Genomic DNA, 14,379 nt, shown 5'->3' with positions numbered 1-14,379 from the left:
GGGAACCTGGGCCAAGGTTGCCTTTACAAAGGCTTCAGGCGCGCCGGCTGCTGACAATCCAATAAAAAATCAAAAAAGGAATGCGGCGGGTTTTTATCATTCCCGCCGTCAATGTCGCTTTTGAAAACGTTTATTGCTGATGAAGGTTTTTATTTGTGAGTAATTTATATGATTTCTTCTTTAATAAGATATTAATTTAGCTATTGTATATTAATCAATTTTTTAATCGTGAATTCTGTAAGGTAATTTATATATTAAATATATGTTATTAGTGTTTACAATAGCCCGGTGTGTATTTTGGGTTAACAACGCGAGTGCTATATAAAAATATCTTTAAAATATCCATTATCATCATTGGGGGAAATAAAATGAACACTATTTTTCCATCGCTATGGCCGCCGCAGGCGTACCCTGACTATGAAAAGAAAGGCCATAACAAATTAAATAATAATTTAACTGCCGGGTACCTATACCACCATGCCCCGCAGCGAAATAATGCTATTCTTAGCGGAGAAGAACTTTTCCATAGGGCGCACGTTCTCAAACAAGAAAGCAGCCGGCAGCTTGATGATAAGCCTCGCCAAATAGCCACGCTAAATCAGCCCCAAAATATTTTCGAGCGCATCCTCTATGGTCTTTTGCTGGTGTCCTCCTTAAAAGTAGCACAGCAACATCAGGTAAAACCACCGGCAATGTCTTCTTCTTTCCCACGGCCATTCCTCCCTCCGGAGCGAAGGATAAAACGCGAGGCTTTGCCAGCCCTGCACGATTACGCCGCCGAAAGAAATTATCGCCTTGCCACATACCTTAATAAAAATATAGGCGTCGGAATTAATCCCGACTTCACGGATGATAAACATCTGGCCATAATAATTATCGACAGCATCGATCGGCATCCGGAGCTTATGCCTGATGTTGCCCGGCTGACGTTGTACGGCAGTCAGCTCTATGGAGAACGCAGGGGAGAGACACTCAGGCCTTTACAGCAAAAGGGACTGATAGGACAACTGCTTTGCCAGCTTATTTTCAGGGAAGACAATATCGCTCTGCGCATAGCGAAATTATTTGATGCTAATCGCAGCATCACCCACCAGGCGTTTGCCGCCCTGGTGGAAACATGGCCGTTGTCAGAAAGTTATGTGCGGAATAAATGGTTGTGGCAGGAAAAGTACGAGGCAATGGAAATTCCGACGCTGTATCTGAAAAGCTATTTTCACGTCAAGGACCAGCCGGCATGGATGGCGCAAAATCAGACTGCCATCCTTGATCTCGATAATTTGTGGGTCGGCAGCCTGACCTGGACATTATTGCATTTCGGCGCCCGGGCAATTGTGCTTGATAACCCGGATAACCTTATATCGTCATCCCTGTCATCCCTGATTGAATTAGGTATTGGCCTGGTCAGTACATCCTGGCATGGCTTGCTGGCCACAAGCGCGGAATCGACAATGTATCTGGGATTGGTGTTGTATTATTTGCGCGCCCGCCCTGAGCTGAGCATTGGGCAGATAATGGCCGAGGGCAGCTTGGATGAAGTGTTTGCCTGGTTTAAGGCCGATCTGGAAAAGCGGCATCTCACCGCGCAACATCTTTATGACAGTTTTAGCTATTACAAAATCAATTTTCAACGGCCCGTATGGCGTTCGCGCAAGTCGGCGGCGGAGGAATTACTCAAGCAGCACTGCGGCAGCGCGCAAGCTCTCATTATGGGCTATGACAATCTGGATAGACATGACCCCCCATCGCATGCTCCGGACCCTGTCGGGCAGTTAATGAGATCGTCCACGGCCCGGCAATGCGTGGCTAACGGTGCGTCGATCCCGAATCTGGATACTTTTTATCGTCGGGAGGTGGACCGGTTCGCGATGAAAATCCGCGCCCTGGACACGGCGCTGCTGGAAGCGGTATTTATGCCCAGTGATGTTCTTGATGATAATCTACAAGCGGATGATGAGCGGTTTCTGCAAGGAGCGGAAATTAAATGGGTGGCCCCGCGGCTGACTCAGCGCCGGACCATACAGGATATGTTTTATTCAAATAAGCCTATTCATTATCTTAGTAAACCGGATACGTTTTTTTTCCAGGGCGGTCAGGGGAGCGATCGCCGGCTATTTGCACTTCGGATCACAGATATGGGCTATCTGCTGCGCAAGATTGCGGTTAATGATCCGCATCTTGGCACCCTGATGCCGTTTATGGCGGACTGGCCGCTCCCGGAGCGGGTCTCGCAGCACGAATTTACCCTTCTGCCATTAAATAATACCGGCATCTCAAAAGAGCCGAATGAAACATTGTCCCTGTTTCTGGAGCGTTATGCCGATTTCCATTACCAGCTTTACCGGCTCAAAATCCATGAAATGGGGTACGAAGAGGAGAAGTCTGGTTTTCATCAGCTTATGGCATCGTTGCCGGGGCTTATCATCCCTTTCTATGGTTGTGCCAACGCCCTGCACGCCGGACAAGCCCAGGATGCCTTTACCTCATGCCTGATGGACGGCGCTCTGGTGGGCTTGCCGCTGGTGTTTACCGGCGTCAGGGCCGGTCTGGGGTTGTTCAGGAGCGCGGCGATTGGCGCCGCCAGGACCTTGAGCGGGCCGGTATTCAGCGCCTCGGGACAAGAAGTCTTCAGGAATATAGTGCCGACAAGGATACAACTCGCCGGGGGTATCGAGGCTACCCACGCCCAATTATGGCCATTTATGGATACCGTGGGAAAAGGCATACTGAAAAGTGTCGACCCTGGTTTTGCCGCCGCCCGATCGCTGAGTATATTGACTAAAGGCCTGTATCTGGCCCTCCTTGGCAGGACGACCGTCGGGGTGGTGGCGTGGCGATCCAATATTGCAAAAGTGACCAGCGGACTGCCGAAATTTGTGCCCGCAATCCACGTACAGGATGCAAAAATAGTCTTTGGCGCCGAGGGCAGGGTCCCTTTAACCGTGGCCATCAAGGGCGTCATCTATCCTGTGGCGAAAGTACAAAACAGCAGCATAGTGGCGGTTGAGACCGGTGAGCGTACCCCCGACGGCAAGCTGCTGTTTGTCCAAATGGATCTGCAAAGCCAGTTCGGTATTTATAAGAAATACTATTGTCTGGAAACGGGTAGTGCCGTGTGTAATCTGGCCGAATATAGCCTGCCGGATTTCAGGATTGAAAAAAATGCCGAAATACCTCCTGCAACAGAGGTGCAGCTTTTTTGGCCGCTTTCCAGCAGCACGCCTATTTATTTGTTGGTTGTGCATCCGCTCCATATTCTGGATATAGCCGACAAGACATGGGTGATGTTTGAGATCAACGGCAGACGCTGGGCTTTCTCCAGGGACAATGGCACCCTGATGCCGGCGGATAATCTCGATGATGCGCAGGTGCGCGTCCGCCGAAGCGGCGAAGCCATTGCCATGATCCACACGGGCGATAACGACCGGACATTCTCGCTGCGTTTCACGCCAATGCGGCATCAAAAAAAGCGCGAAGCCGCTCTGCCGCGGGTTTTGGACTGGCATCAGTTATTGACTAACTATACGCTCAATGAAGATGAATCCACGGGTTTTAACGCCCTGATCCATGACGAAACGCACCTGGACGTGCAGATAGGCGATGCGCGCTATTTATTATTGCCCGAAAAAAACGCCGCCACCTTCCTGATGTGCCACCCGGCGCAGGCTAACGCGCCGGTGTTCCGGGTGGCATATCAGGTTGGTAAGGGCGATTTCGTTTTTGCCTCGCCGTGCGAACCGCTCAATGCCCACCATATCGGTGAATTATTGCGCCGGAAAATTGCCGATCATCCCCAGGCCACCCAGGAGCCTTATATTAATATCCTGTTGCCGCCTTTGGTGAACGGCGCCTTCCGCTACGGCAATAAAATGTTCCTTAATCTCGGCGGGCGGTTTTTACATATCGCGCCGTTTAACGGGGTTTATCACACACTGTCCCTGGACGAGGGTGAGGCGGGGTCCGTTAATAGTTACTGGACCCTGCGTTATGAATTATTTACGGGCTGCTTCGATATCATTGACATAAGCGACCGACCTCCCGCGCCCGGTCATGACGCAGGCTCGCTCTCGCGGTTTGAGAAACTCGCCGCACGGACATATGCAAAAAGCAGGTTTCCCTCCCTGGCGGCGCTTTGCCGCAGGGAAAACGCGACTCAGGACGCGGCGTTGGCCCAGGGGCATCCGCTTCGTACCCGCTTACGGCAGGTGGCGTTGCTGCTGCGTCTTGATCCGCTGCGGCGAGACGAGATCCTGCACGCCTCAAGCAGTGCGCTGCGTACCTTTAAAATGGATAAAACCCTGCCGGCGGAGTGGACGGCGGAATACCCGCCTTTGGCGCTCTGGGCCACATTGGTTAATGTGGTGGCGGCCTGCCAGCGCGACCGTTCGCAAGGCAACCCGTGGTCAAGCAGGCAATTGGCTTTCATCGCTGATCATCCATGGCACTTTTTCCCGCCGTTATTGATAACCCAAGGCCCCGATTGCAGAGCAACCCTCATTAACGAAGACGCGGCCCATGAAGTTATTTTCGAGCAGAAAGGAATAGCGCTGACGCCATTGGCATCGGAAACGGGATACCGTCGCTGGTTTCCGGCCCCGGGCGGCAATCAGCCGACAATAGTGACCAAATTCATCCTGGCGGAGACACAGCAGCCCATTTTCTGGGTGGACGGGGATAACCAGATCTGGGCGCAGACGCCCGACGGCGTTAAAACCCGGCTATATCGGCAAGCCAGCCACCATCCCGTCGACGATATTATCGTTTCACCGGACGGCGATATCGTCGTATTGGTTACCGAGCGCACACAAGGCAGGATCCGGGCTTTATATTATCATCTGCCGTTTATGGGCAGTCCGTCGGCGGGACAGGATAAAGAATTCTTCGAAGAAGCCTTGCTGACGGGTATCTTTGTCCCCGGCCGGGCGTTGTGGGTTACAAACCAGGGCGATTTATACGCACCATGGGAAAAGCACTGGTCTTTTTTGGAAGACGACCATCCACGCTGGGCGACGCCTGAGGGTTTCCAGCCGGATTTTGTGTCCCCCGACCAGCGTTTTCTTGGTTTTGTTAAGCGCGATGTGAATATGGCCGACCATGAAATCCTGTTACATGATACGACCAACAATAAACAACACCTATTGCCACGCAGCCAGCCCTTATTCTGCGAGGGCATTGGATTGGGCAGAATGGTGAGCGCCGCGTTCTCAGCCCTGAACGCGCTGGTGGCGGTAGGTTTTGCCGATGGTTATATTGAAATATTCCGTATTGGCGGCGGCGAGGAGACCGGAGGCGTTTTTTCGCTTGGTTATGCGCGGCTGCCGATGGGCCGGTTCATCCTGACGGATACGGTTCTGCCCAAACCAAAACAGATGGTGATGAAATTTAACAATGCTTTTGACCAATTGCTGGTGTTCCACGATGTGGGTGATTTCCGGGCAGACCATCAGGGCAATGGGACCTACGCTGTTTCAGAGATCTCCCTGGCGGAATTATAGACAGGTTCGTTCGTATCATTCCGGCTCAAACTTCCCGGCGTGGCCCATGGCCTGGCGGGAGAGCCGCTCATCAACTCAGCATAAAGTCGATAAGCAGCGGGACCTGCGCCATGATCATTTCCTTGCCGTAATGGACCGGCAATCCGGCCTGGGCGGCGTTGGCCAGCAGGGGCGTTTGCTCCGGGAACACCACAATATCGCACACCACCGTGGAGGCATCCAGATAGCGCAATGAAAAGGGCTGTGCGGTATCGCCGCTCATGCCGACGGAGGTGCCGTTAATGGCGATATCCACCTCCCGGGGAAATTCATTGCCCTGCTCAATTAACACTCCGGGATAAAGGGACCGCAGCTGTTGACACAGCGCGGAGGCTTTACCGGCGGTGCGATTGAAGATAACCAGCCGACGGGCGCCATGGGCGGCCACCGCAAAGGCAATCGCCGCCGCCGCGCCGCCGGCGCCGGCCAGATAAACGCTTTTACCCCGGATGCCATATCCCCGTGTTTGCAAACCGGCGACAAACCCTTCCCCATCCATCATGGTGCCGCTTAACCGGCCGTCGGGAGCGCGCTTAAATACGTTACAGGCTCCGATGGCCCTGGCTGAGTCGGATACCCTATCCAGCAGGGGCAACACGTTGCGCTTGTGCGGCATGGTGACGACCGCCCCGCAAAAATTGCGGCAGGCCTTCAGCCCGTTAATGGCGTCCGCTAAACCGGCGGAGTCGACATGCAAAGGGATCATCAGCGTGTCCGTGATCCGTCGCTCGCGCAGCGCGGCATTAATTAGCGCTGGGGATTTAGCCTGTGCCACCGGATCGCCGATAATGCCCAGGAACCGCAGGTTGCCGTTGACCGTATTGCGTTCGTCCATGCCCGTGCCCGTGAATGATTGCGTGTTATCTGAGCATAAAACAAAAGCCCGCGGGCTGCATCAGCAAGAGAGAATTTGCCCGATGAGAGGGAAGGGGGTTTGTACCGTTAGCGCAGCGTATTCAGCGGCATAGGCGCGCCGGCGCGCGGTTCGCGTGGCGCAAGAAATCAAGCGGAATAGGCAATAATCCGGAAGGATCGGACTGACGCCGGCCCGCCGGGCGCGTGTAAAGTCAGGGAACGCAATTCAATCAACTGGGAGAGATGTATGAAGACTATCGGTTATGCGGCGCTGAAGGCCGGTACCCCACTGGCGCCCTTTTCCTTTGAACGGCGCGCCCTGCGCGGCAATGATGTGGCGATTGAGATTTTGTACTGCGGCGTTTGCCATAGCGATCTCCACCAAAGCCGGGACGACTGGCAAGATTGGGGGCCGACGACCTATCCTTGCGTTCCGGGCCATGAAATCATCGGCCGGGTGATTGAGATCGGCGCCGGCGTTACGCGCCACGCCGTTGGTCAATTGGTGGCGGTGGGAACTATTGTCGACAGTTGCCAGCATTGCGACCAGTGCCGCAAAGATCAGGAACAGATGTGCCGGGAATACCCCACGGTGACCTATAACGGCCACGATCGCCTCACCGGCGAGATCACCCGCGGCGGTTATTCCAAGCATATCGTCGTGCGGGAAGAGTTTGTCCTGACATTGCCGCAGGGGCTCGATCCGGCCCGCGCCGCGCCGTTGCTTTGCGCGGGTATTACCGTTTATTCCCCGTTACGTACCTGGAACGTTGGACCCGGGACCCGGGTCGGGGTCATCGGCATCGGCGGTCTTGGCCACCTGGCGGTTCGGCTGGCCGCGGGCCTGGGCGCCGCGGTGACGGTGATTACCCGCACCGGTGAAAAAGCGGCGGAAGCCAAAGCGCTGGGCGCGGAAAAAATGCTGCTGTCCACATCACGAGACGATATGGCGGCGGCAGGGGCTTCTTTTGACGTGATTATCGATACCATTCCCGTATCTCATGATGTGTCGCCCTACGTTCAACTGCTGGATATTGAAGGCGCGCTGGTGATTGTCGGCAATTTAGGGGATATGGCGGGCTTTAGCAGCCTGCCGTTGATTATGGGACGCCGGCGCATAACCGGTTCACCCTCGGGCGGTATTGCCGAAACCCAGGAAATGCTGGATTTCTGCGCCAGGCAAAACATCCTTCCCGACTGTGAAATCATTCCCATACAGCATATCAATCATGCTTTTGAACGTATGGAGCGTGGCGAGGTGAAATATCGCTTTGTGATTGATATGGCATCGCTGGATATGGCCTAGGTTGTTTCAGGCGTAGGGAACTGGCCGGCATCAGCCGCCACCTTTTTAATGATGGGTTTATACCCTTTGGCCCCTGTCCGCTGTAACAGGACAGGGGCCTTATTATTTTATGCGCTTTCCTTGGATGGCGGGCTATTCCCCCGGACACTTTAACCGGCGGCGCGCGAGGTTTTTTCCCTGGTCCCGGCTGAGTCTCCATACGCAAGCCCACCGTTGCCGTGGCATTATTCTTATTTTTCGCGACCGTGGTTTTTTTGGCTAACAGTCGGTTTGGTTAGCGCGTTGATAATATATATCATTCTCATCTGTGACGTGACATGCGCGTAATAATCCTTTCCCGGCGATGGCGACTGCTGAAAAATAGCGGCCGCCCTGGAAAGAGGAAAATTCCATAACAGACGGATTTAATGTGAATTTTTTATAGAGTTGCATAAAACATAAATCTAATCTAATGAAACAGCTCCCCGCTTCGCTTAATTTCCGGATTGGCGCCACGCCAAACAATCATTATCACTGGCATAAAAAGAGCCGGCGCGTTGATGGTAAAAGTTTATTTTTTTATTTTTCCATGGCACGGTGCGATGATAACGCTATGAATAAAATGGTTTTTTTATAAAGTCAAAAATATCGATTCAAACTTGCGCTTATCTTAAGATGCGCTACATTTTAATAGGTACAACAAGCGAGACATTAACTAAACAATTAACATCAAGCACCCTCTAATGTTATGAGTGTTGCGCAGAGTTGCAGGAGAATATTCTTATGGCCGCGCAGTGATAGGGCGGGGGAAGATTACTGGACCCTGTGAAATAGGGTGGTCAGCGGATTAAATATACCGCAGGCGCTTTATTTTTGTTAAGAGTATCATCCGCGCTGGGGGTTAATTGTTCATCTTTAATGCGGTGAGATAAATTATTCGACGGCACCCATCCATTTAAACCCGGTCAATGTAAACCAGGCTAAAGTGCCAGGCGTATTTATCATCACGGGCATAAAATGACGCAATGACAGCTATTTTAAGCAATGGAACATTATTGTATGCCTGCAACGTATTATATTTCATAGCCCGGGCGAAATGGCATTGGAAAATAAAGAAATTGACGCTGCGCCGTGCAGGGCAGGGTTGTTAGGTACTCTCTTTTTCCCCCATGTTTTTTGCCGGATAACCACAAAATGAAAGCGCGGCTGCAGAAATATTTTCTTTTTTCCGCGCGCCGTATCTTGTTAACCATTACTTCAAATTCAAGGCCCGGTTTTTTTTGGCACGGCAGTTAAGCCACCCTACCTCCCTGGTGCATACGTTCCTGGCAAAAAGACCACGGATACCACGACAGGCAGGTTTGTTTAATCAATTGAGAGGTGAATCATGACTTACGAAGAAAATTACCACGATTGGCTTCGTGACGCGCACGCCATGGAAAAACAAGCCGAAAGCATGCTGGAAAAAATGGCCGGCCGGCTGGAGCATTATCCCGATCTGAAGGCGCGTCTTGAACTGCATGGAGAAGAAACCCGTCAGCAACTGGTGCTGCTGGAGGACGTGATTGATCGTAATAACATTTCCCGTTCAACCTTAAAAGACGTCATGGGGAAAATGTCGGCCTTTGGGCAGGCGGTGGGCGGCATGACCGCCGAGGACGAAGTGGTTAAAGGCGCCATCAGCGGTTATGTCTTTGAGCATTTTGAAGCCGCTTGCTACACATCGCTTATCGCCGCCGCCAAGCTGGCCGGGGATGTGGAAGGCGCCAGGGTTTTTGAGCAAATCCGCGAACAGGAACTCGCCATGGCCGAATGGGCCTTTACCCATCTGCCGAATGTCACGGAACAGTTTATGGTGCGTTCCGCCACGCCCGATGTCGAGGCGAAAAAATGATCTTGCCGGATAAAGCGACAGGTTGCTTCGTCCGTGGTGGGAATAAGGGAAAACCGGCATGGAAGCATTGAAAATAATAACTTTTGTCGGGAGTGAGCATGTTTAGACACGTAAAACAACTTCAATTTACCGTTCGTGTCGCCCAGCCTAATCCAGGGCTGGCGAATCTTCTGCTGGAGCAATTCGGCGGTCCGCAGGGCGAGCTGGCGGCGGCGTGCCGCTATTTCACCCAGGGCCTCGGGGATGAAGATCCGGGACGCAAGGATTTGCTGCTGGATATCGCCACGGAAGAACTGAGCCATCTGGAAATTATCGGCTCGTTGGTCGGCATGCTTAATAAAGGCGCCAAGGGCGATCTGGCGGAAGGCACCGAACAAGAGGCGGAATTGTATCGTTCATTAACCGGCAACGGCAATAGCAGCCATACGACGGCATTGCTGTATGGCGGCGGACCGGCATTAACGAATTCCGCCGGCGTGCCCTGGACCGCGGCGTATATTGATACCATCGGTGAAGTGACCGCCGATCTGCGATCGAATATCGCCGCTGAAGCGCGGGCCAAAATCATTTATGAACGTCTGATTAATCTGACGGACGATCCCGGGGTAAAGGATGCGTTGGGTTTTCTGATGACGCGTGAAGTGGCGCACCAGATTTCGTTTGAAAAGGCGTTGTATTCCATTCGCAATAACTTTCCGCCGGGCAAGCTTCCGCCTATTGAAAAATATGCCACCACGTATTTTAATATGTCGGATGGCGGCGAGGTGCGCGGTAGCTGGAATTCGGATGAAAACTTCGCGTACGTCGCCAATCCCGCGCCGGCGGTTGACGGGGGTGATGGCGGCGCCAGCGTGGCGCTGCCGCCCAAGCAGCAGGCCAATGTGGATACCCTGACGCTGCGTACCCAATCCGATCCGCAGGTGAATCCCATCACCGGCGCGGAAATCGGCGCGGTGCCCCCGATTGAAAACGAGGCGGCCGGGCAGACCAAACCCGCGAAGAAAAGCAAGAAAAAATAAAAACCCCGCGGTTTACCCACGGCATCTTTTGCCGGGGTAAACCGCTGCTATTGGCGTTATTGGCTTATAATAGGTGAGCTGGCCTGGAAAACATCTTTGCCCATTGCTTCCCGTCACGCTGCTTAATGCCTCTCATCAATAAGGCTATCTTTATTACACGGGCAGGATCCTGGCCAGACTTAGCAACCAATGTTATCCCTTAATTACCGTGCCTGGGCGTGAGCGCAGCAATGCGGCTTATCGCGACGTCTCAGGACGGTGGCAACGGCTAAAAGCCCCTCTCAGGAGAGCCGGGCAAGCAGAGGTAAGCATGGGCGATATGCACGCGTTTATACTGGCAAGGATACAGTTTGCCTTTACCGTTTCTTTTCATATCATTTTCCCCGCTATCACTATCGGTCTGGCCAGTTTCCTGGCGGTGCTGGAAGCCCTATGGCTTAAAACCCGGCGGGAAAGCTATCGCGATCTTTATCATTTCTGGCTAAAAATATTTGCCATCAATTTTGGTATGGGCGTGGTCTCGGGGCTGGTTATGGCCTATCAATTCGGCACCAACTGGAGCGGGTTTTCGGCATTTGCCGGATCCATCACCGGCCCTTTGCTGACCTATGAAGTCCTGACCGCCTTTTTCCTTGAAGCCGGGTTTCTCGGCGTTATGCTATTTGGCTGGGATAGGGTGGGGCCGGGATTACATTTCTTTTCCACCTGTATGGTGATGCTGGGCACGATAATGTCCACGTTCTGGATCCTGGCCTCCAATAGCTGGATGCATACGCCGCAGGGGTTCGAGATTGTCAACGGCCAGGTTATCCCGGTGGATTGGCTGGCGGTGATTTTTAATCCCTCGTTTCCTTATCGATTGCTGCATATGACCATCGCCGCGTTTCTGGCCTCCGCTTTTTTCGTCGGCGCCTCCGGCGCCTGGCATTTGCTGCGCGGCAATAATAGCGCGCCGGTACGTATCATGTTTTCAATGGCGATGTGGATGGCGCTGTGCGTCGCCCCCATACAAGCTTTTGTCGGCGACGCGCACGGTCTTAATACGCTTGAACATCAGCCCGCCAAAATCGCCGCCATAGAGGGGCATTGGGAGAATACCGCCGGCCGGGCCACGCCGCTGATTGTGTTCGGCTTGCCCGACATGCGCGCGGAAAAAACGCGCTTTGCGCTGGAAATACCTTATCTCGGCAGTCTTATTCTTACCCATAGCCTGGACAAGCCCATTCCCGCGCTGAAGGATTTTCCGCCGGATGAACGTCCGAACTCCACCATTATCTTTTGGTCATTCCGGATCATGGTCGGCCTGGGCTTATTGATGATCACCGTGGGCGTCGCCGGCCTGTATTTGCGCTGGCGCGGCACATTATTTCACAGCCGCCCGTTTCATCAATTTGTTTTATATATGGGCCCTACAGGGTTGCTGGCGATCATTGCCGGCTGGTTTACCACTGAAATAGGCCGACAGCCATGGGTTGTTTATGGCCTGCTGCGTACCAGGGACGCGGTGTCGGCCCACGGCGCGCTGCATATGAGCATCAGCCTGCTGGCGTTTATCGTGGTTTATTTTGCCGTCTTTGGCACCGGCATTATCTATATGCTCCGGCTTATCAGGCAGGGGCCGCAATCCAGCAGCGGACGGCACGCGCCGGAAGGCGGCCCCGGACAGAAGCGGACGCCGGCCCGGCCGTTGTCGGCGGCGGACACTGGCGCCGCTGGCGACGTGGGTTTTCCTGAGGGGAGACACTAATTATGGGCATCGATCTTCCGCTGATTTGGCTGATCATCATTATTTTCAGCATCATGATGTATGTGGTCATGGATGGTTTTGATCTGGGCATCGGTCTGCTTTTTCCGCTGGTGAAAGAACGCCACGATCGCGATGTTATGATGAATACCATTGCGCCGGTGTGGGATGGGAATGAAACCTGGCTGGTGATGGGCGGGGCCGGATTATTCGGCGCATTCCCGCTTGCCTATTCGGTGATTCTGGACGCGTTGGCAATCCCACTTACCCTGATGCTTATCGGATTGATATTTCGCGGCGTGGCGTTTGAATTCCGCTTTAAGGCCGCCCCGGAGCGCCAGCATATCTGGGATAAATCATTTTTTGCCGGTTCCCTTATCGCCACCTTTTCGCAAGGGGTGGTATTGGGCGGGTTTATCAATGGCTTTACGGTGCAGGCGCGCCACTACAGCGGCGGCGTCCTGGACTGGCTTACGCCGTTCAGCCTGTTTTGCGGCCTGGGACTTATGGCGGCCTATGCGTTGTTAGGCAGCACCTGGCTAATCATGAAAACCGGTGACCGGCTGCATAGCGACATGAAACGGTGGGCCGGGCTGTTAACCCTGGCGTTGCTGGCCATTATCGCCATTATCAGCGTCTGGACGCCTTTGGCGCAGCCGGCGATTGCGCATCGCTGGTTTAGCCTGCCGAATGTGTTTTTCTTTTTACCCGTGCCGGTGTTGGTATTACTCACGGCCTGGGCGCTGCGGCGCGCGATTATGCGGGACGATACCCATTATTCACCTTTTCTGCTGACCCTGTTTCTTATTTTTATGGGCTATAGCGGCCTGGGCATCAGTATCTGGCCTCATCTTATCCCGCCGTCGATTACCTTTTGGGACGCCGCCGCGCCGCCGCAGAGCCAGGGATTCATGCTGGTCGGCGCCTTGTTTATTATTCCCCTGATCCTGGTCTATACGTTTTGGAGTTATTATGTGTTCCGGGGCAAGGTTAGCCATAATGAAGGCTACCATTGAGGGGGACAGAGCTATGGCGCTGATACGAAAAATGAAACATTCATCGTCCTTGCCGTCCTGGTGGGGCCGTATATTTTGGCTGGTGGTGATTTGGTGTGGCAGTGTGATGGCGTTGTTTATTGTTTCTCTGATATTAAGAATGATAATGAGCATGGCAGGATTGAAAATAGCCCACTGATAAAATATTAGACCAGTAGGCATAACAGACATGCTTCTCTGGCAGGCTTTTTTTGGGTACGCCGCCAGGGCATGGCGTTTATTTATGATGGCCTCCTTGAAATAATGAAGTGCGGACACATAATGATATTGTAGTCTTATAACAATAAGATGTGATGACGTTTTTCCCTGGTGAAGTTTTGCCCGCCACCACTCGCTCCGTTGTGGAACGGCGGGATTTTTTTATCTCAAACTATCATATTATTCGCGATGTTTATGCGGGTATCGCGCTTCACCAAATTCTAAGCTTAATTTACCGCTGACGCTTCTGCCGGCGAAAGCACGCCGCATGGCAATAATAAAATATTGCCTGTTTTTTATGCGTTTACCCGTCAGGTTACCGGGAATATCAATAAGAAATTTTCTTTAATTTTTTTACAAAATGTAACGACAACAAATAACAAATTGAATAGGAATGCTTTTTATTAAAAATAAGCAAGCCTTGCGTTTTGGGCATAATGCGCTAAAGTTAAAAATGTAAGACGCGCATACACTTTATCTCCTGATATACCTATAGATAAAGGTATGCAAATAAGTAAACCATGAAAAAGAGGAATATTATTATGACCGAACATCGTGGTGGTTCAGGTAATTTCGCTGAAGATCGTGAAAAAGCCTCTCAAGCCGGTAAAAAAGGCGGCCAGAATAGCGGCGGTAATTTCAAGAACGACCGTGAAAAAGCGTCTGAAGCCGGTAAGAAAGGCGGTCAGAACAGCAGCCGCAGCTAGTGCTGTTCAGTGCAAAACGCACTATCAACAGAGGTAAGTGCCTATAAAGATGTAAGTACCTATACATAGGTGCCTATAACTCTGTTACCCC

Annotated in this window: 10 protein-coding genes; 8 read left to right on the top strand and 2 right to left on the bottom strand. The window is 52.5% G+C overall.

Features of this window, described 5'->3' with window-relative positions; translation table 11 throughout:
* Positions 1-540 precede the first annotated feature (540 nt).
* On the bottom strand, positions 541-717 hold the full coding sequence (locus ACL2XN_RS15675; RefSeq protein ID WP_413729030.1) for a hypothetical protein: 177 nt from the start codon (positions 715-717) through the stop codon (positions 541-543).
* 188 nt (positions 718-905) lie between these two features.
* On the opposite strand from ACL2XN_RS15675, the gene ACL2XN_RS15670 reads away from it, so the two are divergent.
* A complete protein-coding gene (locus tag ACL2XN_RS15670; RefSeq protein ID WP_413729029.1) occupies positions 906-5,492 on the top strand; it encodes a hypothetical protein in 4,587 nt (1,528 codons plus the stop codon).
* Positions 5,493-5,562: 70 nt separating this feature from the next.
* Here ACL2XN_RS15670 and ACL2XN_RS15665 read toward each other — a convergent pair whose 3' ends face one another.
* Positions 5,563-6,366 carry a shikimate dehydrogenase family protein gene (locus tag ACL2XN_RS15665; protein WP_410012515.1) on the bottom strand — a complete coding sequence of 268 codons (804 nt, stop codon included), beginning with the start codon at positions 6,364-6,366 and terminating at the stop codon, positions 5,563-5,565.
* Positions 6,367-6,633: 267 nt separating this feature from the next.
* Between ACL2XN_RS15665 and ACL2XN_RS15660 the strand changes: the two genes are divergently transcribed.
* From ACL2XN_RS15660 to ACL2XN_RS15630, 7 genes are all read left to right on the top strand, one after another.
* Entirely contained in the window at positions 6,634-7,692 is a 1,059-nt protein-coding gene (locus ACL2XN_RS15660; protein WP_413729028.1) for an NAD(P)-dependent alcohol dehydrogenase, read from the top strand.
* Between the two features lie 1,366 nt (positions 7,693-9,058).
* Positions 9,059-9,565 carry a ferritin-like domain-containing protein gene (locus ACL2XN_RS15655; RefSeq protein WP_413729027.1) on the top strand — a complete coding sequence of 169 codons (507 nt, stop codon included), beginning with the start codon at positions 9,059-9,061 and terminating at the stop codon, positions 9,563-9,565.
* A 98-nt stretch (positions 9,566-9,663) separates the two neighbouring features.
* Positions 9,664-10,584 carry a manganese catalase family protein gene (locus ACL2XN_RS15650; RefSeq protein WP_413729026.1) on the top strand — a complete coding sequence of 307 codons (921 nt, stop codon included), beginning with the start codon at positions 9,664-9,666 and terminating at the stop codon, positions 10,582-10,584.
* A gap of 310 nt (positions 10,585-10,894) precedes the next feature.
* The gene (locus ACL2XN_RS15645; RefSeq protein ID WP_413729025.1) at positions 10,895-12,331 is read left to right on the top strand and encodes a cytochrome ubiquinol oxidase subunit I; all 1,437 of its coding nucleotides are present in this window, start codon (positions 10,895-10,897) and stop codon (positions 12,329-12,331) included.
* A 2-nt stretch (positions 12,332-12,333) separates the two neighbouring features.
* Positions 12,334-13,344, top strand: coding sequence for a cytochrome d ubiquinol oxidase subunit II (cydB, locus tag ACL2XN_RS15640; RefSeq protein WP_413729024.1), 1,011 nt, complete (start codon positions 12,334-12,336; stop codon positions 13,342-13,344).
* Positions 13,301-13,522, top strand: a complete 222-nt coding sequence (locus tag ACL2XN_RS15635; RefSeq protein WP_413729023.1) for a DUF2474 domain-containing protein — start codon at positions 13,301-13,303, stop codon at positions 13,520-13,522. The genes cydB and ACL2XN_RS15635 overlap by 44 nt, the downstream gene beginning before the upstream one ends.
* Positions 13,523-14,123: 601 nt before the next feature.
* The gene (locus ACL2XN_RS15630; RefSeq protein ID WP_410012508.1) at positions 14,124-14,288 is read left to right on the top strand and encodes a general stress protein; all 165 of its coding nucleotides are present in this window, start codon (positions 14,124-14,126) and stop codon (positions 14,286-14,288) included.
* Positions 14,289-14,379 lie beyond the last annotated feature (91 nt).

It is taken from the genome of Sodalis sp. RH22, assembly GCF_047324165.1.
Taxonomy (GTDB): Bacteria; Pseudomonadota; Gammaproteobacteria; order Enterobacterales; family Enterobacteriaceae; genus Acerihabitans.
The sequence above is the reverse complement of the archived record's forward strand: the minus strand, read 5'-3'. Positions and strand labels throughout refer to the sequence as shown.

What these genes read in the sequence shown, in the direction of transcription:
- ACL2XN_RS15650 (WP_413729026.1), top strand. Translation starts at nt 9,664, where the DNA reads ATGTTTAGACACGTAAAACAACTTCAATTTACCGTTCGTGTCGCCCAG.
- ACL2XN_RS15660 (WP_413729028.1), top strand. Translation starts at nt 6,634, where the DNA reads ATGAAGACTATCGGTTATGCGGCGCTGAAGGCCGGTACCCCACTGGCG.
- ACL2XN_RS15665 (WP_410012515.1), bottom strand. Translation starts at nt 6,366, where the DNA reads ATGGACGAACGCAATACGGTCAACGGCAACCTGCGGTTCCTGGGCATT.
- ACL2XN_RS15675 (WP_413729030.1), bottom strand. Translation starts at nt 717, where the DNA reads ATGGCCGTGGGAAAGAAGAAGACATTGCCGGTGGTTTTACCTGATGTT.
- ACL2XN_RS15630 (WP_410012508.1), top strand. Translation starts at nt 14,124, where the DNA reads ATGACCGAACATCGTGGTGGTTCAGGTAATTTCGCTGAAGATCGTGAA.
- ACL2XN_RS15670 (WP_413729029.1), top strand. Translation starts at nt 906, where the DNA reads ATGCCTGATGTTGCCCGGCTGACGTTGTACGGCAGTCAGCTCTATGGA.
- ACL2XN_RS15655 (WP_413729027.1), top strand. Translation starts at nt 9,059, where the DNA reads ATGACTTACGAAGAAAATTACCACGATTGGCTTCGTGACGCGCACGCC.
- cydB (WP_413729024.1), top strand. Translation starts at nt 12,334, where the DNA reads ATGGGCATCGATCTTCCGCTGATTTGGCTGATCATCATTATTTTCAGC.
- ACL2XN_RS15645 (WP_413729025.1), top strand. Translation starts at nt 10,895, where the DNA reads ATGGGCGATATGCACGCGTTTATACTGGCAAGGATACAGTTTGCCTTT.
- ACL2XN_RS15635 (WP_413729023.1), top strand. Translation starts at nt 13,301, where the DNA reads ATGTGTTCCGGGGCAAGGTTAGCCATAATGAAGGCTACCATTGAGGGG.